Origin of the sequence: Actinoplanes subglobosus (assembly GCF_042650585.1) — a bacterium.
In the GTDB taxonomy this organism is placed as follows: domain Bacteria; phylum Actinomycetota; class Actinomycetes; order Mycobacteriales; family Micromonosporaceae; genus Actinoplanes; species Actinoplanes subglobosus.
Window position 1 is genome coordinate 157,850 of sequence record NZ_JBHSBL010000025.1, and the last position, 20,693, is coordinate 178,542.

7 protein-coding genes are annotated in these 20,693 nt (G+C 68.4%); 3 read left to right on the forward strand and 4 right to left on the reverse strand.

What is annotated here, in order from left to right; translation table 11 throughout:
• Positions 1 to 96: 96 nt before the first annotated feature.
• The 4 genes from ACFO0C_RS38100 to ACFO0C_RS38115 all read right to left on the reverse strand — a co-directional run bounded on the left by ACFO0C_RS38100 (position 97) and on the right by ACFO0C_RS38115 (position 17,134).
• The gene (locus ACFO0C_RS38100; protein WP_378071650.1) at positions 97 to 3,459 is read right to left on the reverse strand and encodes a CARDB domain-containing protein; all 3,363 of its coding nucleotides are present in this window, start codon (positions 3,457 to 3,459) and stop codon (positions 97 to 99) included.
• Between the two features lie 261 nt (positions 3,460 to 3,720).
• Positions 3,721 to 4,224 (reverse strand): hypothetical protein, encoded by a 504-nt coding sequence (locus ACFO0C_RS38105; protein WP_378071651.1) that lies wholly within the window; start codon positions 4,222 to 4,224, stop codon positions 3,721 to 3,723.
• 32 nt (positions 4,225 to 4,256) lie between these two features.
• Positions 4,257 to 10,535: an RHS repeat domain-containing protein gene (locus tag ACFO0C_RS38110; RefSeq protein WP_378071652.1), complete on the reverse strand. Its 6,279-nt coding sequence runs from the start codon at positions 10,533 to 10,535 to the stop codon at positions 4,257 to 4,259.
• Between the two features lie 65 nt (positions 10,536 to 10,600).
• Entirely contained in the window at positions 10,601 to 17,134 is a 6,534-nt protein-coding gene (locus ACFO0C_RS38115) for a carboxypeptidase regulatory-like domain-containing protein (protein ID WP_378071653.1), read from the reverse strand.
• Between the two features lie 227 nt (positions 17,135 to 17,361).
• Between ACFO0C_RS38115 and ACFO0C_RS38120 the strand changes: the two genes are divergently transcribed.
• From ACFO0C_RS38120 to ACFO0C_RS38130, 3 genes are all read left to right on the forward strand, one after another.
• Complete coding sequence (locus tag ACFO0C_RS38120) at positions 17,362 to 18,942, forward strand: ATP-binding protein (RefSeq protein WP_378071654.1); 1,581 nt, start codon at positions 17,362 to 17,364, stop codon at positions 18,940 to 18,942.
• A gap of 216 nt (positions 18,943 to 19,158) precedes the next feature.
• Positions 19,159 to 19,818, forward strand: a complete 660-nt coding sequence (locus ACFO0C_RS38125) for a hypothetical protein (RefSeq protein WP_378071655.1) — start codon at positions 19,159 to 19,161, stop codon at positions 19,816 to 19,818.
• Positions 19,819 to 19,856: 38 nt separating this feature from the next.
• Positions 19,857 to 20,675 carry an ATP-binding protein gene (locus ACFO0C_RS38130; RefSeq protein ID WP_378071656.1) on the forward strand — a complete coding sequence of 273 codons (819 nt, stop codon included), beginning with the start codon at positions 19,857 to 19,859 and terminating at the stop codon, positions 20,673 to 20,675.
• The last annotated feature ends 18 nt before the right edge of the window (positions 20,676 to 20,693 follow it).

Genomic DNA, 20,693 nt, shown 5'->3' on the forward strand with positions numbered 1-20,693 from the left:
CATCGCATCGAGAATCGTGATCCTAAGCGGCGGGTACGACATTCCTCCGGCGGGAGGATGCGGCCGCGGGGACGGATGGTCCCCGCGGCCGCCCGGTCAGCTGCCGGAGACGGTGAACTGCGAGCCCGGCTGGATGACGATGTCGCCGTCGGCCGAGTTGGTGATCGCGACGTCGGACAGGACCGCGTTACCGCGGGCCCCGCTCATCGCCAGGATCCCGGCACCGTTGTTCGACCTGTCGATGCGTACGTTCGTGATGGCGACGTTCGGCATGTTGCCGCCACCGTTCTTGAACTGGATGCCGTCGTAGGTCGAGTCGATGATGTCGGTGTCCCGGATGGTGACGCCGGTGATGTCCTTCGTGGACGGGAAGAGCGTGATCGCGCCGAACTCCTGGTCCTCGTTCCAGAACGCCCCACCGGTCCGGTACAGGCCGTTGTTGGCCAGCAGTGTGGTGCCGGAGAACGGCAGGGGGCTGTGGTCGGTGGCCAGCATGATGCCCGGGTAGTTCGCGGTGTCGTACACCAGGTTGTTCTGTGCGCTGTTGTTGTAGCCGCCGTAGATGGCGATGCCGTTCGCCCGCCACGGCAGCTGGACGGTGTTGTTCAGGAAGTGGTCGTCGTGGTTGATGTCGACGTTCTGGTCCTTGACGTACGGGTTGGCCCAGATCGCCAGCGCGTCGTCACCGGTGGTCCGGAACGAGGAGTTGAACACCCGCGAGTTCCGGGTGCCGTTGGAGAAGTTGATGCCGTCGGCGAAGGTGTTGCGGATCCGCATGCCGGTGAACTCGACGCCGTCACCCGGGTTCCAGTAGGCGGGCGTGTCCGAGTAGTCGCGGCCGACCCAGGCGCCGACGTTGACGTGCTCGATCCACACGTTGCTGATCCTGGTGTTCTTCCCGAACCGGCCGTTGAGGCCGTGCCCGCGGTTGGCCCGGTTCTGCGTGTTGCCGAAGATCGCGAGGTCGGAGATCTGGGTGTTGTCGTCGATGTCGAAGCCGACGTTGCCCTCGTGCGGGTGGTTGATGTTGCCGGTCACCTGGTGCGGCTGGGTGTTCGAGTAGAGCTGGGTGTGCCACATGCCGGCGCCGCGGATCACGACGTTGCGGAGACCCTTCTGATTCCACTGGCCGCGGGTGGGGTCCGGCGAGAGGATCTTCTGCTCCTGCCGCCACTGGCCGGCCGGGATCCAGACGCAGGGGATCACGCCGTTCTCGTCGTCGGTCACCGCCCGCTGGATGGCGGCCGTGTCGTCGAGCCCGTCGTTGGCGACCGCGCCGTAGGTGGTGATCGAGACGCAGCCGGACGGCTGGCTCAGTGCCGGGGCCACCTGCTCCAGGTCGACCGTGTCGATGATGTAGAAGTTCGCCGCGTCGCCCGAGTCGCGTTGCAGCTTGAAGCGGGTCCCGGCCGGGTACGACTGGCTCAGCAGCGCGTTCGACTCGTCGAACAGGCGGCGGGCGTCGGCCATCGGGCTGTTGGACAGCGACTCGGTGTCGTCGGAGGTGCCGTACAGCCAGCTGTTGCGTGAGCTGAGCGTCAGCTTCCGGTTGAACACGTCGTTGATGTAGAGGCTGATCGTCCAGTCCTGGCCGCCACCGCTCGCCGAGTCGGGGACCGAGTTGCGGACCACGATCGAGTTGGCCTGGTTGACCGAGGTGAACTCGACGAACTGGCCGGTGCTGCTCAGGCGTACCGACTGCCGCCCGGAGGACTCGGTGGCGAAGTTGGTGTGCCCGAAGGTGCGCAGCGGGTCGGCCTGGAGCAGCGTGCCCTGGTAGCGGGCGGCCTCCGCCTCGTAGGAGACGTACGGCACGGCGGCGCCTCGCCCGACCACGATGGAGCGGGACAGCGTGTTGTTGTTCTCGTTGGTCTCGGCGACCGCACCGGCCGAGTCGGCGGTGGCCACGGCGGTGGCGCCGCCGCTGGTCGCGGTCCAGGTGCCGCCGATGGTGACGGTGGTGGTGGCGCCGGCCGCGATCGCCGGGGTCGCCCCGGTCAGGGTGGTGCCGCCGACGACCACCCGGGTGGTGCTGGCGCCCGCGGCGTCGATCCCCCGGTTCTGCACGGCGACGGTGAAGCTGACCGCCGCACCGACCGCCGGGTTGGCCGGCGTCATGTTGATCGCCGTGACCTGCAGGTCCGGGCCCGGTGCCTGGCCGACGACCAGCGGTGAGGCCGCGGTGAAGGTGTTGTTGTCGTTGTCGATCTCGGCGACGGTGTTCGCCGGGTCGGCAGTCGCGGACACGGTGTAACTGCCCTGCGGCCGGGTTCCGGCGTTACCGGTGACGGTCGCCGAGGCGCCGGCCGCCAGCGCGGGAACATCGGCGCCGGCCACGACCGTACCGCCGAGCTTGAAGTCCACCCTGGTCGCCGCCGCGGCGACGCTGCCCTGGTTACGGACCGTGGCGGTCAGGGTGATCGCGGACGTCTCGTTCGGCTGGGCCGGGCTCCAGGTGGCCGAGGTGACGACCAGATCGGGCGCCGGCGCCCAGGCGCCGATCACCTGCAGCTCGGCGACCTGCCCACCGGGCGCGCCGTTGTTGCTGAAGAATTGCAGCCGTACGTCCGAAGCCCGCCCGCTGACCGGGATGGTGACCGTGTTCTGGTTGCCCGACGGGCTGAACCCGTAGTCGGCGCGGGCCTTCAGCTCGGTGAACGTGGTCGACGTCCCGGCGCGTCCCTGCACCTGGACGTTCTGCGTCCGCGGGCCCCAGGCCGGGTCCGGGTTGAGCTTGACGACGACACCGGTGACGTTCGCGTCGGCGCCGAGCTTCACGGTCAGCGTGGACGGGAAGCCGGCCGACTCCCAGTAGGTGCCGGTGTTGCCGTCGTTGGCGTTCGTCGCCACGAAGTTGAAGACCGCCGAGGACGCCTCGATCGCCTTACCTCCGGCCAGGTTGCCGCCGGCCGGAGGATCCGGGTCGGGGTCGACCGGACCGGCGACTCCGTAGATCTCCAGCTCAGCCAGCTGACCGGCCGGCCAGCCGGTGTTGGCGGTGATGTGCACCCGTACGTACCGAATGGTTGCCGCCGTGAAGTTGATCGTGACGGTGTTGCCGGTGGACGGGTTGAAGACCCGGCCGGTGGAGGCCGAGAGCGTGTTGAACGAAGAGCCGTCGGTGCTGCCCTGCACGCTCAGGGTCTGCGTGCGGGTGGCCCACGCGGACGCCGGCGGCAGCTTCAGCACCACCTGGTCGACCGCGACTCCGGCGCCGAGGTCGACCTGGACCCACTGGGGGAAGACGTTGTTCGGGCTCTCCCAGTAGGAGTTCTGGTTCCCGTCGTTGACGGCCGACGCGGGCTGCGCGCCGAGGGCGCCGCTGGCGGTGACCGTCTTGCCTATCGCGAGGTTGGGGCCGCCGGCCGCGTGTGCGGCCACCGGCGCGAGACCGAGGACGGCCAGGCCGGCCGCGAGGGCCACGCTGACCAGCCTTCGGCTGAGGATTCTGGGCTTCATGGAGTCCGTCCTGTCGGACCGGCGCAGGGGCGTACGCCGGGTTGAGGGGGAAGGGCGGCCCGGCATGACGATTTTCCGGAGTGGTGGATGAAAAATTTCGTCATGCTGTCGATTTCTTGCGGACCGGGGCATTCAATGTTTCAGATGTGTCATTGGTTCGTCAACGTTGTGCGTCCAGTTCCTGCGTCCGAACACGACGAAGGCCGGCGGGACGAGCCCGCCGGCCTTCGTCGGTATTCAGTTTGCCCAGTTCACCTCAGGTCAGGAGTAGGCGAACAACGCCGGTGCCATGACAGCGGCGAACGCCAGAGCCGGCAGCAGATCGACACTGTTCGGCAGGGTCAGCCACCCGATCGTCCCGAGCTGCGGATCAGGACTCCCGTCCAGCCGCTCCCGCAACTGTCTGCGGAAGACACTCGACAGGACGTACCGCCAGAAACTCATGAACGACATCCCGATGAAGGTGAGCCCGAGGACCGTCGCACCATCCATCCCGGCCTTCATCACCGAGGTCAGCGCCCACTCCGACTCTCCTCTCGCCGCCGAGAAGATCGTCATCACCACCAGCGCACCCACGGTGAGAAGGATCCACGACTCGACCCGGTACACGTTCATCAGAGGCAGCACGCTCGCCTCCTTCGGGCGATTCAATGCGTAGGCGCGCATGTCCTCCAACTCGGACCGGTAGGCGTCGTCCTTGAAGCCGCGGAGGCGGGTCTGGAGGGGGACGGTACAGCGCACAGCCCACGACCCGAGATCACGCATCTGCCGCACCGCCACGTCCCCTCTCCCAGCCGTCAGCACAGGATCGTCCCGCCGGGAACCTTGTAGTTGTCGCATCCGTTACCGGACGGAACCGGAATGCCGATCGATGGACCGCCGCCGCCACCGGAGTTGCCGCCCCCGCTGTTGCCGCCACCACCACTGTTGCCCCCGCCGGAGTTGCCGCCGCCGTCCCGCTGCTTCGGCTGGTCCGGAGCAGCGAACCAGGTCTCGTGACGGTTGGTGGTGCACTCGTACTTCACGCAGGCGATGGTGTTCCAGGTGGCGTTCTCGACAAGCAGCAGGTTACCGAATCGATCCATCGCGGTCATCTTGTTGACCTGCCAGGGGTACGGCCCCTTGGCCGCGTCGTACGCGGCGTTCCGGTCCAGGATGGCCTTGTTGTACGCCTCCCGAGCCCCGTCCTGCTTCCGGGTCGCGCTGTTGTACTGGTCGAGATAGCGACGATAGGTGACCGGGTCGTTCTCCTTCTGCAGACGGGTGAACGCCTGATCACGAATCGCGTTGGTTTCGTCCGCGACGTTCTGGACGTTCTTCCTGGCGTCGATCATCGCTTCGCCGGCCTTCTTGGCGCCCTTCAGCGCGGCTCTGGTCTTCATGATTCCGCCGACGCCGGGAACCATGCCCGCGAAGCCGGCACCGCAGTCGACCCAGTTCGCCGATCTGCAGCTCTTGTAGGTGTCGATCGCTCCGAATGCCGCCGAGGTGGCGGCGAAGGCCAGACCGACGCCGGGGATCGGCGCGGTCACCAACGCCAGCACGCCGGTGACGGTGGAGATGGTGTTCGCGTGCTTGACGGCGAACTTGGCCGCGTCGGCCACCGCCTTGAACGGATTCGGCCATCGGCCGTCCGGATCGGAGAAGGTGAGCGGGTTGCTCCAGGAGTAGGTGTACGGGTTCAGCGACCGCGGATCGAAGATCTCGATCAGCGGGTCCACCGAGAGGAAGACACCGGCCGCCTGGTCGTAGAGCCGTGCGCCGAGGTTGGTCAGCCCGGTGTTGTCCCGGATGCCGCCCACGAAGCCCTTGTCGTTGACCCACGTCGGCTGCATGCCACGGGCATCGCCGTACGGGGTCTGCCGCCGCAGGTCGAAGTTCTGGGTCGCGGCGTCGATCTGCACCTGTGACGTGCCCTGGTGGTCGCCGCCGAGCCAGGTCAGACCCTTCTCGGTACGGGACGCGACCACCGCGGCGCCGAACGTGTAGTACCGCGTGCAGGAGGTCACCTTGGTGGTGGAGTCGTAACGGACCTCCTGGCCGGGCAGGTAGAGGGTCTTGCCCTTCGGGTCCTTCCGGACCAGGCGGTTGCCGTCCGCGTCGTACAGGAAGGAGGTGGCCCCGGTGGTGTCGGTGACCGACTCCACCTCACCCTCGATGTCCCAGACCAGGGTCTGCGTCCCGGCGCTCGGGGTCGGCCGGGTGAGGGTGTTGCCCATCGCGTCGTAGGTGTAGGACCCGACCGTCGCCCCGGTGGTGCCGGTGACGGCGTGCGGACGGGCCGAGCCACCCGCCGGATACGAGTAGGTCGTCGTGGAGTCACCCGTCGCGGAGTGCACGACCTGGGTCTTCCGGTTGCCGACCGCGTCGAAGGTCCAGCTGTGCCAGTAGGCGGCCGGCCCGCCGAGGGTGTTGGCCGCCGGAGCCGCCGAGCAGTCCCCCGACGCCGGCGTCCATGCCTCGGTGAGACGCTGCAACCGGTCGTAGCCGAAGCACTGCTTGTCGGTGGCCGCGGCGTCGCTCACGTCGGTGACGCTGGTGACCGTGCCCGCGTCGTTGTAGGCGATCGTCTTGTCGGACAGCAGGTACGGTGCCGCCTTGTCACGCTGGGTCCGGACCCCGATGAGGCGGCCCGTCTCCAGCTCGCGCCGGAACGACTGCCACACCACGTTGGCGGTGCCGCCGGTGGTCAGTTTGAACTGGTCCAGCTGGTTGAGCGCGTTGTAGACGCTCTCGCTCACGTAGGTCAGGGCGGTGCTCTCGCCGTACGTCGAGGTCAGGGTTGTCGGTTTCTCCAGCTTGCTGAATCCGAACTTCATGGTCTCCAGCGGCAGGCCGCCGGCGGCCGGGAACGAGCTGGTGTCCAGCGAGCCGTCCTCGTTGTAGTTGTGCCGGAACGTGTAGGTGCCGGCCACTCCCTCCTCGGCCGCCGGGATCGTGTACTCGCTCCCGGTGCTCTGGTACCTGTCGTTGTAACCGAGCGTCTTGATCGTGTAGAGCGCCGAGCCGACCACCCGGGTGCTCTGCGAGAGCTGGCCCTTCGCGACGGTGTCGAAGATCCACTGAGAGCGGACCTTGCCACCGATCGCGCCCTCGAACACCGCACGCTTCCGGTCCAGCGCGTCGTACGAGTAGGCCAGTGTCTTCTGCCGCGCGTCGGTCTTCGTCTTGATCCGGTTCGCGGTGTCGTAGCCGGTGGTCGTGACGCCCTTGTCCGGGTCGGTGAACGAGATCTCCCGGCCGCGGATGTCGTACTGGTAGATCCACCTGTTGCCGCTCACGTCGACGACGTCGGTGAGCTGCCCCTTGCGGTTGCGCTGGTAGAACGTGGACTGCCAGCTGCCGGCGGTGTCCGGGGTCGGCGCACCGCTCGCCTTGTACTGCCGCAGCTCGGTGGTCTCACCACGGACATTGGTCAGTGTCGAGGTGGCCGTCCCGCCGTTGGGCGGGGTCACATCGGTCCGGTCACCGGCGTAGTACGTGCTGGTCCGCCAGCGTTCCTTGTCGTACGGCTGGAAGACCTCGGCGATCTTGCGGCCGGCGCCGTCGTGGATCGTCCGGGTCTGATCCGGTACGAAGGCCCGCTCGGTGCTGGTGATCAGGTCGCTGCCGGGGTTGCCCCCGGTGTGGTACTGGCCGAACACCTTGCTGGCCCGGCCGGCCGAGTCGTAGAAGGTCTCGGTGACGAGCCGTCCACCGGACGGAGACGGCGCCTGGGTCTGCCGGGTGCGCAACAGGCCGTCACTCAACGACCAGGTGGTGGTGTACGAGCCGTCGAGGTTGAGTTTCGACGTCGAGATCGCCGTGGCCGCGTCCTTGCGTACCAGATAGGCGAACTTGGCGTCGGCCGGATCGGTGCCCTTGACGTGGCCGGGCATCCACACCCCGGTGAGCCGGCCGAGGGCGTCGTACTGCAGGTCGGTCCGTTTCAGGTTCGCGTCGACCGTCGCGAGGCTGCTCCCCCACGCCGGGTCGTGCGTGGTGACCGTCTTGTGGTCGAGGGCGTTGGTGATCGTGGTCTGGGTGACCGGGCCGTCGAGTTCCGGCAGATAGTCGGTCGTCGTGGCGGCGCCACCCTCCGCGGTCACCGTCTTCGACCGGCCGTGCGCGTCGTAGGAGGTGGTACCGGTGGTGACGAAGGTCGGCGCACCGGCGTTCCAGGTCGCCATGGTCTCGGTCCTGGTGGGCAGGCCGGCCGTCGGGACGGCCTCGAACGCCAGGTTGTCGAAGGTCGCCCGGGTCTCCCCGATGACGTCCGCCTCGGTCAGCGCTCCGCCGGTGTCCGCGCACTTCACCGCGTAGTTCTGCACCCGGTGGATCGAGCCGAGCAGCCACTTGGTCTCGTTGCGCGGGCTGTAGTCGTTGATCGTGCACCGCTCGTCACCGGCAACGTTGTCCTGACCGAAGTCGTCCACCTTCTCGGCGTAGCCGTACTTGTCGAAGGTGGTCGTGGTCCGGGTGACCCGCTCGCCGCGGCCCTTGTCGAGGGTGGTGTAGTTGCGAACCGTGCCGATCCGGTTGAACCGGGCGTAGACCGTGTCCTCATCCGCGGTGCCCTTGTGCACCGTGCGGCTGGCCGTCGGAGCCGACGCCCACGGGTCGCTCACCTTGCGGGAGACGACCGCCCCGCCCGGGCCGTTGAAGACCTTCGACTCGCGCTCCACGCCGGCGAACCAGTCGTCGTCGTTGATGCCGTCGACCTGCACGTCACGCTTACCGCCGGAGGCCGCGGCGCGGTCACCGTGCATGCCGCGGAAGTAGCGGGTCTCCGAGTAGGTCTGCTCGCCCGGGTCACCGACGGTGACGCCGACCCGGCCGAAACCGCGGTACTGCGACCAGGTCTTGGTCTTCTTGCGCACCAGCCCGTCGTCGTCGGCGTAGTGCCAGGCGGCGCCGTCGAGGTAGGTGTACTTGTAGATGACGCGCGGGCTCCCCTGCGGCTGCACGCCGCCGGTGTGGTCGTCGTTGTAGATGGTGTCGACGACCCACTTGTTGAACCAGTCGGTGGTGTAGGTGGAGATGCCCTCCGGCTTCCACAGCACCGGGTAGCAGAGCCTGGTGTTGGTGGCCGGCGACGGCTTGTCGCCGACCTGGCAGTCCTGCGGCTTGTAGGTGATGTTGACGGTGCCGCCGGACTCGTTCTCCACCTTGGCGATCCGCCACCAGTTCATCGCCGCCGCGTGGTCGATGCCGTCGACCCGGTTGGCGAGCTGGACACCGGTGAAGTTGACCTCGGGCAGGCTGGTGGTGCCGCCGACCAGGCCGGTCTGCTGAATCTTCTCCAGCCAGAGACCGGCCCGGGTGCCGTCACCGGGGTCGGGGAAACCGTGGGTCAGTGTCCACCGGTCGACATTGGACAGCGCGCCGTTCTTGCGGACCTGGGTGGTGATGGTGGACAGCCGCTTCGTCGACCAGAACGTCGGCGCGTAGTTCTCGCAGTCGGTCTGCGAGGCGGTGCACTCCTGGTCCCAGGGGACGTCCGGCCAGTACGTCTCGGTGTGGGTGGTGCAGTTCGACAGGCACCGGTCGGCGACCCCGTAGTCGACCCGCATCGGCACGGTGCCCTTGAAGTGGCCGTCCACGTCGGCGACCCGGCGGGTGCCGTAGTCGATGTAGTCGAGCCAGCCACCCCGGTCGTAGACCGCCTTGTCGGTCTCCTTCATGTTGCGGAGGTAGCGGTTCTGCTCCTTCTGGTACCAGTACGACATCGAGTTGCCGTGCACGTCGACCACGTAGTCGAGGTTCCAGCGCCAGGCCTGTACGCAGTCCGAGTCCTCGAACTTGGTGGCGTGGCACTCCTCGCCCGGCTCGTTACCGAAGATCGGGATGGTCCAGGTGGAGTTGGTCTCGTCGGCGTTCGCGGTCCAGCCCGGCAGCCGGTTGCGGCCGAACCAGTACTCGGTGCCGTTGCTGGTGGTGACGACCCACCACTCGCCGTTGTTGTCACCGTTGACCGCGCCGGTACGCCGCTCGATCTTCGAGCCGTCGTCGGAGCGCATGTGCCAGCGGTTCTCGGTGGCGTTGAAGATCAGTTCACCGGAGCTGCCGTTCAGCGACAGCGTCGCGTTGTCGGTCTCCCAGCACTGGTCACCGGTGTCCTCGTCGTTGTTGTTGAGGTCGCCGTCCTTGTCGTCGGCGCACGGGAGATAGCTGCGCTCGATGTAGCCGCCGGGCCAGGCCTCGAAACCCTCACCGGCCCAGGAGGGCTGGTTGTTGCTGGCCGCGTGCCGCCCGTCCACCGACTGCGACGAGTAGCTCAGGTCCAGCGTCGGCGCCGGGCCACCCAGCGCCGGAGGCACCCGCATCGGGTACGACCAGTTGAACGCACCGGTGTTGCCGCCGGCCGACCAGGTCGACGACTGCTGCAGCGACGTCGCCGAGTAGTCGCCGGCCGGACCGGACTTGCCGGCCGTGACGGCCAGCAGCGCTCCGGTAGCGGCCACCGTGACCGGAGCCGAGACGGTCTTGGCGGTGGTGTCGTTCTTCGTGGGCAGCGGCTTGCCGGCACACTCCGGCGCAGCCGGACGTTCCAGGGCACAGGTCGGCAGCTGCACCAGCCGGAGCCGGGTGGCCCAGTCCGCGCCGTACGCGGTCGCGTACGCCCTGTAGTCCACCTTCAGGTCGAAGGTGCCCGGCCCGGTCCGGCCGTCCGCCCGGTCCGCCCGCATGAGCACGCCGCGCACGGCGGCCTTCTCGGTGGCCTTGCGGTCGAAGACCTCCAGCCGGACCCGGTTCGGGTCCCCGGTGGCCGGGCGCGCGTTCCGCCCGGCCTCCACGGAGAGTCCACCCACCTCGGCGTCGGTGTCCGACGCGGCCGGCAGGTCGACGTAGGTCGTACCGGCGGCAGGCCAGACCGGCGCCGGCTTGTCCAGCGCCGACGGCATCTTCGGCCGGTTCGCGGCCGCCACCCGGACCTCGGTGGTGGGGACCTGCTTGATCTGCTCGGTCTTCGGCTTGGGCGGCTTGACCGGGGCGGCGAACGCCTCGGGGACGCTCACCAGCCCCACGACGAGATTGGCGGCGATTGTCATGGTCAGCGCCCGGCGGCTGAGCCGCCGCCAGGCTGAAACGGGCATGGTCGAATGCACCGGGTACCTCCGGAGAAGGTCGGACACGAGCGGGGGTCTGGGCGGGACGGGGGTCAGCTCGGCGCGTCGATGCGCAGTCCGATTCCGGGACGAAGGACCGGCTGGCGGTACGTGTACTGGAGCGCGACAGTTCCCTCGGCGTTCTCGATGCCGATCGTGGCGGCGCCGGCCTTCTCCAGGAAGGTGCCGTCGATGTCGGTGTAGGCGAAGCTGTATCCGCCCGCCTCGTCGAGGACGGCCTGGAACGTCACCCGGGTGTTCGGGTCCTCGTAGGAGGCGACGTTGCGCCACTCCACGACGAACTGCCGGTTGGGTGCCGTACCCCTGGTGGCCGTGCGGACGCTCGCCGAGCTGTCCACCACCCAGTCGTGCCAGAACGGGTAGACCGCGTTGTTGGGTTCCTCCGGGAACTTCAGCGACGGGATCGGCCAGGCGTCCGAGGACGGCGTTCCCGGGTCCTCGTAGGTGAGCAGGCCGTTGCTGTCGATCCAGGCCGAGTTGTACGTGTTGCCGTAGTGCGTCACCGGGAACGGCAGGCTGATCTGGGTGATCGCCTCGTCTCCGGTGATCGGCAGCACCGTGGTGTCGGCCGGGGTGTAGGCGACGGCCTGTTCGGTGATCCGGTATCCGGCCCCGGCCGGAGTGGCCGTTGTCGAGAAGACCGCCGACTCGGTCGTGTTGGTGCCGACCGTGACCTGGTTGACAGCGGATCCGGCGCAGGCTCCGCCGGTCTGGGTGGCGATCACCGCGTAGTTGCCGGCCGGCACCGCGTCGATCCGGTAGGTGCCGTCCGCCGCGGTGACCGCGCTGAGCCCCGCGGCCTTCACCGTCGCCCCGGCGATCGGGGTGCCGTCGCAGGTCACCGATCCGGCGATGGCGCCCTGGCCGGGCGGGTTGGGCCGGAACGTGATGCCCATGCCGGAGGTGAGGACCTGCTCCTTGTGCGAGTGCTGGAAGGCGATCGTCCCGGACGCGTTCTCGATGCCGATGGTCGCCCGGCTGCCACGCTCCAGCGGCTCGGTCCCGGTGATGTCGGCGTACGTCAGGGTGATCTCACCGTTCTCGTTGAAGATCACCTCGAAACTGGCCCGGGCGTTCGGGTAGCCGAACTGGACGACGTTGCGCCATTCGACGACCCACTGCCGGTTCGGTGCCGTGCCGACGGTCGTCGTCGCGATCTTCGACGACGAGTCGAGCACCCAGTCGCTCCACTGGACGTAGACGGAGGCGTTCGGGACACCCTCCGCGGCCAGCGACGGCAGCGGGCTCGACGCCGAACCGATCCACCCGAAGAACATCGGGTCCTTGAAGCTGATCAGACCGTTCGAGTTGATCCACGCCGAGGTGTAGGACTCGCCGTAGAGCTTGATCGGGAACGGCGGGTTCTTCTGCCAGGTGACCTCGTCGCCGGTCCAGTCCTCGGTGACCGTGCCGGGCACCCAGGTGGTGGTCCCGACCGAACACCGGTAACCGAACTCGTCGCCCTCGGTCATCAGCGACAGGTCGACGTCAGCGACACCGCCCTCGTGTGCGAAGGACTCCCGCGCCGACTGACCCGCGCACCGGTTGTCACCGGTCAGGGCAGTCACCGTGTACTCACCGACCGGCACGCCGGTGAACTGGTAGGACCCGTCCGCCGAGGCGGTCGTCGTCCGGTTGCCCGGGTTCAGGGTGACAGTGGTGCCGGCCGACGGTGTGCCGGTCACCGCCACCGAGACGGTGCCGCTGATCGTGCCGGGCGCCGCCGGCGTGTAGGTGATCGAGTTGTTGCTGACCAGTGCGGCGGTGAGGTACGAGAACTGGTTCGCGACCGTGCCGGACGCGCTCTCGATGCCGATCGTCGCCGCCGCGCCCTGCTGCAGCGCGGTGGTCAGCGTGCCGTAGTGGAAGCTGATCGGCCCGTTCTCGGCGAACTTCGCCTCGAACGTGATCCGGTCCGGGCCGCTCGGGCGGAACTTGACGTTGCGCCACTCGACGATCCAGGTCCGGTTCGGTGCGGTGCCGGTGACCGAGGTCAGCACGCTCGCCGAGGAGTCCACCTCGAGGTCGTCCCAGAAGGGTGCGACCACGGCGTTCGGCGCGTCGGCGGTGGGCATCGCCGGGTTCACCGACTTCGTCGTGCTCGCCGAGCCGCCGAAGGAGAGGAAACCGTTGGTGCTCACGTAGGCCGAGCTGTAGGTGAGGCCGTGCACCTGAACGCTGAACGGCAGGGTCACCGCGGTGGAGACGTCGTCCCCGGTCAGCGGCACCACCGTCGAGGCGGCCTCGAAACCGCCGGTCCCGACGGCGCAGGCGTAGCCGAGCGACCCGTAATTCGGGCCGAGCTGCAGGTCCTGCACCGTGTCCGCGAAGAGCTCGACCTGTGCCGACGCGGCGTGCGCGCAGCGGCCGGCGAGCGTCGCCGACACCGTGTAGGCGTCCCCGACCAGGTCGGCGAACCGCCAGGTGCCGTCGGCCGCGGTCCTGGTGGTCAGCCCGGTGGGGTCGAGCGTGACGGTGACGTTCGCCGCTGCCGCCCCGGCGGAGGTGCGCAGGGTGCCGGAGAGGTCGAACTTCGCCAGCGGGTCACTCGCCGCGGGCAGGGAGTAGACGATCGACTTGCCGGTGGCCAGCGACGGGGAGTCCACCGTGTAGGTGAGACCGTCACCGCCGTCCGGCGCCTCGATGCCGACCGCCGCACCGGCGCCCTTCTCGGCGTCGGAGTCCAGACCGTCGTAGTTGAACGTGACCTCGCCGGTCTCGCTCAGCACGGCCTCGAACGAGACGCGCTGGGCGGTGTTCGCCTTGAGCGCCACGTTGCTCCACTGGACCACGAAGTCGCGGTCCCCCTCGACGCCGGTCGTGGCCGTCTTGACGCTCGCCGACGAGTCCACCACCAGGTCGTCCCAGAACGGCGCGACCAGTGCGTTCGGGTCGATCGGGGCGGGCAGTGCGCCGCCGTTGTCCGGGTGCGAGCCGGCCGGGTCGTCGAACGAGAGCACACCGTTGGTGTCGACCCAGGCCTTGCGGTACGCCTGGCCGTAGTACGGGAAGGCGAACGGCAGGTCGACCGTGGTGACCGCGTTGTCACCGGTCAGCGCCAGGGTGGTGGTGCCGCTGGTGAGCGCGGCCGTCCGTTCGGTGCAGGTGTGGCCGGTGTCGTCGCTGCGCTTCATCACGTACAGGTCGAAGCGGATCAGCGCGTCGGCGACGTCGACGTCGAACGAGCCGTGCAGGCCGCACGGTCCGCCCTTGGCGCCGGTCACGGTGTACGTGCCGACGGCGAGCCCGGTGAAGCTGAACCCGCCGTCACTTCCGGTGGTCAGGGTGCGGTTGCCCGGGGTCAGGGTGACCGTGGTGGCCTCGACCGGTTCGAAGGTGTCCAGGTCGACGACGGTGCCCGCGACCCCGGCCGGCGAGGAGACCTCGAACGACCGCTGGGTCGGGGTGCTGACCCGGCCGGCCGAGTCGACGGTGATCGCGTACAGGACGTGATCGCCGGCCACGGTTCCGACCGGGACCGAGAACGCCGAGTCGGCGCCGGCCGCCGAGGCGGTGACCTCCTTGTCGAAGCTCTGGCTGTCGATGCTGTAGCGGTACCGGGTGACGTTGGTGTCACCGCCGGCGCTCAGCGTGACCGGCAGGCTGCCACCGGCGGCCACCTCGGTCGCGCCCAGCGTCATGGCCACCGGCAGCGGCCTGACCTGCTCGACGATCTTGGCCGGGGTCTCGATGAACGCCATCACCCGTACGTCGTCGATCGCGCCGGACCAGAAGTCGGAGTCCGCGCCGTTCCATCGCCGTTTACCGATGGTCGTGCTGGTGGTGGCGTTGAAGATGGTGGTCGCCGTGGCGGTCTGCGTCTGCGGGACACCGTCGACGTACAGGGTCATGGCCTTGGTCGACCCGTTGTAGACACCGGTGATGTAGGTCCACTTGTTCGCGGTCGGCGCGCTGTTGGACAACACCGTGTAGAGCGCCGGGTTGTCGATGTCGGAGCCGGCGATCACGAACCGCCACCTGTTGTCCTCGCGTGAGTACCCGAGCTGCAACGCCGAGGTCCGGGTGCCGTTGACGGCCACCACCGTCGGCTTTCCGGTGCCGCCCAGCGTGCTGATCCTGGCCCGGGCGGAGACGGTGAACGAGGCATCGGTACGGATCGGCGTGGCCACGCCGGTGGTCGGGTGCGGCGCGTTGATGGCGCCGGTACGGGTGGCCGCGCCGGCACCGGCCAGGCTGAGCGCCTTGCCGATGTTGGCACGTCCGGAGATCCGGGTGGTGGTACCGCTCAGCGTCGCGGTGTTGGCGTGCTGGCTGACGTCGGCCGCGTCACCCGACGCCTCGTCGAAGGTCCACTCTGCGGCCGGGCCGGCGCCGGTGCGCACCGTGAAGGTGTAGGTGACCGCCGACGAGTAACGGCCGGCGGCGTCACGCGACCAGACGTAGAGCACGTTGCTGCCGTCGTGCAGCGGCGGAAGGGTGATCTGGGCGCCGCGGTCCGTGGTCCGGGCCAGCTGGGTCCGGGACTGGGTGAGCACGCCGGAATCGAGGCTGTAGGCGTACTCCTTCACCTCGTACGGGCGGGTGGCCGGAGCGGTGATGTCGAACGTGCCGGAGACGCCCACTCCACCGGATGGGGTGCTACCGGCCGGATAGTCGGTCGACACCACCTTCGACGGTGGTTCCGGTGGTGTCGCGTCGACGGTGAACTCACACGTACCGGAAGCCGGGCCGGAGATCTTGCCGTCGCTGGTCACGGCCTGCCAGCGGTAGGTGGCGCCATCGGTCAGCCGGCCGCTCGGCACGGCCTTGGAGACGTTGGCCGGGTTGCCGCTGGCGAACGTCACCTTGTTGGTCTCCGAGCGCGCGCCGTTCAGCGGCCACCAGTAGAAGCTGGTGGTCAGCGACTGCTGGTCGGTGTCCGGGTCGGACTGCCGGGCGGCCAGGAAGGGCGTGGCGCTCAGCACGTACGGGCGCGCCGCACCGGTGGCGCAGGTCTTGTTGTCCGACTTGAGGGCGGTCGGCGCGTTCGGCTTGGAGTTGTACGTGACCGAGAGCTTGGGCGACGAGTGGTTGAAGCGCTTCCACTGGTTCTTGGTGCCCTCGTCGATGGCGCGCAGGCCCAGGGTGGCCGTCGTCGACTTCTGCGTCTCGACGACGTACTTGATGATCGAGGTGACGTTGAACTCGATCGTGCCGGGGCCGCTGCAGCCGTGCACCGCACCGTTCTTGCGGTTCGCCGCCGTCGTCGCGGTCTTGCCGCTGTTCCAGCTCGGCTGGTTGTTCCAGGTGGTCTTGCTGGTGATGCCGCCGGTGAGCCAGACCTTGGCGTTCGACTTCGGGCTGCACGTCCAGGAGTGGCGCTGCTCGATGCGGAACTTGGCGTCGCTGACGATCTTGCCTTTGGCCTTGGCGACGTCCATCCGGAAGAACGAGCGGACGATGTGGTCGGCGCAGCCGACACAGTCCTCGGTACGGCCGGCGCCGGCCGAGCCGAACGTCTTGCCGGTGGTGAGCGCCGTCGAGTTCTGCCAGAACGAGCTACCCGGGTGCTTGCTCATCACGATGGCCCAGGCGTTGCCGGAGATGGCGCCGGTGAACGACGGGTCGATGTAGATCGGGTACCGCGCGGTCGGGTCGGCGAGCAGTTTCCTGTCCGGGGTCAGGGTCAGCGCGTCGTCGGCGACCCGGATTCCCATGACGGCCTGCCTCGAACCGCGCGGCGGAGAGCGGCCGGACTTGAGCTCCTCGCCGGTGCCGGGTTCCGCGGCGGCGGACGAGGAGGAACGCGCGGACGGCGCCGTCTTCTCCGGAGCCGCCGGACGCTGCGCCTCGGCAGGCTCGGGCGTCTCCGACGAGTCCCACATCAGCGGTGCCGGCGCGGTGAAGACCGCCTTGCCGCTGTCCGCGTCGGCGGCGACCACACCGCCGCCGGCGACCTTCGCCATCTCGAGGTTGGTGGTGGCGACGCCGAACCTCAGCGAGGCCAGCTCCGCGCTCCTGGCCGCGGCCGGCGTCTTCACGACCAGTACCTCGGAGAAGCCGAGCGGCTCGGCGGTCACCCGCAGGTCGACACCGTCGAGGACGTCACGGTAGATCGCGGTGTCCCCGTCGAGCAGCGGCTTCGGCAGCTTGCCGGGCCAGCTCAGGCTCAGCTCGTGCCTACCCTGGCGCAGCTTCAGCAATGGGCCCTTGCCGCCGGCCGACAGTTTCACCGGCAGCACCGCGGCGCGCGGGGCGATGCCGCCGGAACCGGCCACCAGACGGGTGTCGACCGGCGTCCAGCCCTTGCCCTTACGCACCCGCTCCGGCGCCATCGAGACCTCGAGGGTCTGGGAGCCGTCGTCGTTGAGGAACGTCTGCGAGATCTCGTCACGCACGTCCAGGAGCTCGATCTGGCCGGTGCACCCGGCCTGCGCGGCCACGGCGGCCGCGAGATCCGGCAGCTCGGCGGGGCAGGGTGTCGTCGGGCTCGGCGCGGCCGTGGCCGGTGCCGATGCGGGTAGGACGACGACGATCGTCGTGGAGGCGATCGAGAGCAACATGGCGCTGAGAGCGCCGCCGATACTGAATTTGCGCAGCGTGAAGCGCCGGCGCTTGAACGCCATGGTGGTTCCCCCGTGTGTCGATATCGACAGTTGAGTGGAACCTAAGATCGACGTAGATGAACAGTCAAGGTTGTCTATGACAACTTCGACAATCCTGAGAACAGGACGCTCCATGGGGTCGGCCGGGGAGGCACATACCCCGAGCGGGAGCGCCGCAGGTTAGGTGGTGTGCGCCACTCACACCAACCACACAGGACAGTCGATTGCGATCGGCCGAACGGACGCGAATGTCGACCGGAAAAGCGGGATCGCGGAATCAGGCCCGCGCACACCCTGGACTCCACAAAAGTTCCCGCAGAGATAGTATCTCCAGCGATACTATCTCTGCTGAAAGTGTCACTGCATACCAGATCGATCTGCGTTCGGGAGGGCCCGTGGTCGCATTCGTCGGCAGGGAGCGGCAACTCGCCACGCTCAACGCCTTGCTGGGGGACGTCGGTCCGCGCGGCAACGATCCTTCCCCAGGTCAGTGCCTTCTCATCCGGGGACGACGCCGAATCGGCAAGTCCAGTCTCGTGGAGGCGTTCGTCGACCGCGCGGGCACGCCCTCGGTCTTCTTCACCGCGTCCGGTGCGTCCACCGACATCGAACTGGAGGCGTTCACCGAGGCGGTCCGATCCTCCACGCTGCCGGAGCGAGCGGTGTTCGACGACGCGACTCCCGGTAACTGGAGTGCCGCCTTGCGCCAGCTCGCCGGTGTCCTACCCGACGATCAGCCGTCTGTCGTCGTGATCGACGAGGTGCCCTACCTGATCGATCGAGTGGACGCCTTCGAGGGGATCCTGCAGCGCTCCTGGGACCGTGAACTGAGCCGCAAACCGGTCCTGCTCGTCCTGATCGGGTCAGACCTGTCGATGATGGAAGCCCTCGGCTCCTACGGCAGACCGTTCCACCAGCGTGGCAAGGAAATGATCCTCGGGCCGCTGAACCCGGCGGAGGTCGGCGAGATGCTCCGGCTGGACCCGGCCGACGCCTTCGACGCGGCCCTGGTGACCGGCGGCCTTCCGCTGATCTGCGCCGGCTGGCGGCCGGGCACCGGCCTCTGGCAGTTCCTCACGGCCGAGCTGGCCAATCCCGTCTCGCCACTTCTGGTATCGGCCGAGCGGTCGCTGGCCGCGGAGTTCCCCGAGTCCGCGATGGGCCGGACGGTTCTGGCCGCGATCGGAAGCGGCGAGCGGACCTTCACGAACATCGGCCGAGCCGCCGGAGGCATCTCGCATTCGACGTTGACGCGAGCCGCCCAGGTGCTCGTCGACAAGCGCATCGTCGCGGCGGAACTGCCGATCGCCACCACCCCCTCGAAGGAACGACGCTATCGGGTCACCGACCCGTATCTGCGTTTCTGGCTGACCTTCGTGGCACCCCACCTGGCCGAAATCGAACGCCTGCGGGGCGACCTCACCCTGGAACGTGTCAAGGCGGGGTGGACCACGTGGCGCGGGCGGGCGGTGGAGCCGCTGCTCAGGGAGTCCTTGGCCCGCCTGCTACCGGACGGGGCACTGCCCGCCGCACCGGCGATCGGCTCCTACTGGACGCGATCCAACAGCGTCGAGATCGACATCGTCGGCGCCGACCGCGAACCCGTGGCGAAGCGTCTGCTCTTCGTCGGCTCCATCAAATGGCTGACGGCCTCGGCGTTCGACGATCACGATCTGGTGGCGTTGCAGAGGCACCGCACCACCATCACCGACGACCCCATCCCCCTGGTAGCTGTGAGCCGCAGCGGCGTGTCGACCACCGGGCTGAGCGCCGCCTACGGCCCCGCCGACCTCCTGCGGGCCTGGCAGCGAAGCAACTCGACGCCCTGAAGCGGTTCGCCGAGGCGCGCGGCGTCTCTCGGCTTCGCACCCGCCCCGCCCAGCATTCAGGCCACGCCAAAGGCCGCAGCGGTGACGAAGTGTGAACATCTTCGGGCAGCACGGCGGTCGCGGGTCGGGCCCGCATCCCTCAGCTTCGTACTTACTTCGCACCTGCTTCGCAATACTTCGCACTCCGCTTGTCGGAGTGCGAAGTCAGGTGGTGGATTGAGAGCTGTGGGTAGTGAAGCTGTCGTCGAGGTTGAGGACCGGTGGCTGGTCGTCGCCGAAGTGCCTCCGGCACCGGCGGACCAGCGCCCTGTATACGTCACGACGCAGGGAATCTCGGGAGGCTCCTACGTACGCGGCGGCGACGGCGATCGGCACATGACCGAAGCCGAGATCGCGCTGGTCATGGCCGCACGGACCCAGCCCCTGTACGACAGGGAAGCCGTTGACGGGACGACTGTGCAGGACCTGGACGACGAAGCGTTGCGCCGCACACTGCGCAGAATCCGGTCCGGGTTTCCCAAGCTGGCCCAGTCAGACGACCCGACCGTCCTTTTCCGGCTCGGGATCACCGCTGGGCGCTCGGCCGACGATCCGTTGACGCTTGCCGGGCTTCTCGCCTACGGGCAGTTTCCCCAGCAGTACTTTCCTCAACTGATGGTCTCGGTCGTCGTGCACGGCCCGGATCGCTCCTCCGGCACGAGATTCCTGGACAACCAGACCGTACGGGGCTCGATCCCCGGGATGATCGAGACGACGCTGTCCATGCTCCGGCACAACCTCGCCGTCCGAGCGGTCATCAGCGATCGTGGCGCTCACGCGTCGACGAGGTCGAGTATCCGCTGGAAGCCGTCCGCGAGGCACTCGTCAACGCACTGATGCACCGCGACTACAGTCCCGTGACCCGCGGAACGCAGGTGCAGGTCGAGCTGTTCCCCGACCGGCTCGTCGTTCGCAGCCCAGGCGGCCTTTACGGCGGAGTCACCATCGACGAACTCGGCGAAGCGGGAATCTCGTCCTCACGCAACGCGGTACTGGCCAGCCTTCTCGCCGACACCTACCTCCCCTCGTCGAACGAGTTGGTCGCCGGGAACCGATCCTCCGGCATCCCGGCGATGCTCGCCGTAGCGCGCAGTCGCGGTCTACCTCGCCCCAGCTTCCGCAGTTCCATCGCCAGCTTCATGGTCACCATGGCGCGATCAGAGCTTCTCAGCCCCGAGACGCGCCGCTGGATCGCGGCACTCGGGGCGCATCTACCCACGCCGGCGCATCAGATCGCCGTGGCGATGTTGCGCGAGGACTACCTGACCAACGAAATGCTCAGGCAATGGGGCGTGGATCGCGTCACCGCCGGCCAGGTTCTGCGAGATCTCGTCGAGCAGGGCTTAGCCCTCAAGGAAGGCGGCCGCCGCTACGCGCGGTACGTTCTCGACCCCGCGGTTTCCGGACGGACCGAGGCACCAGACCTCTTCTCCGCGCTACCCGACGAACCGACACCCGACGTGGCGCAGGCGCTCAAGGCACGTGGTGAGGCGACCACGGGCGAGTTGGCCGAAGCGACAGGACTGTCACGACGGGCAGTCCAGAACCACCTGCGCGACATGATGGATGCGGGCACCATCGACGCCATCGGCCCCCCCGAAGCCCCAAGCGTCGCTACCGGTGGATCGGGGCAGCCGGCTGATCGCACATGCGAGCAGGCCGGGATCGACCACCACCAGTCGACCCCGGTCTGAACTGCCTGAACTCCGCCT

What these genes read in the sequence shown, in the direction of transcription:
- ACFO0C_RS38105 (WP_378071651.1), bottom strand. Translation starts at nt 4,224, where the DNA reads ATGCGTGATCTCGGGTCGTGGGCTGTGCGCTGTACCGTCCCCCTCCAG.
- ACFO0C_RS38100 (WP_378071650.1), bottom strand. Translation starts at nt 3,459, where the DNA reads ATGAAGCCCAGAATCCTCAGCCGAAGGCTGGTCAGCGTGGCCCTCGCG.
- ACFO0C_RS38120 (WP_378071654.1), top strand. Translation starts at nt 17,362, where the DNA reads ATGTCGACCGGAAAAGCGGGATCGCGGAATCAGGCCCGCGCACACCCT.
- ACFO0C_RS38115 (WP_378071653.1), bottom strand. Translation starts at nt 17,134, where the DNA reads ATGGCGTTCAAGCGCCGGCGCTTCACGCTGCGCAAATTCAGTATCGGC.
- ACFO0C_RS38110 (WP_378071652.1), bottom strand. Translation starts at nt 10,535, where the DNA reads ATGCCCGTTTCAGCCTGGCGGCGGCTCAGCCGCCGGGCGCTGACCATG.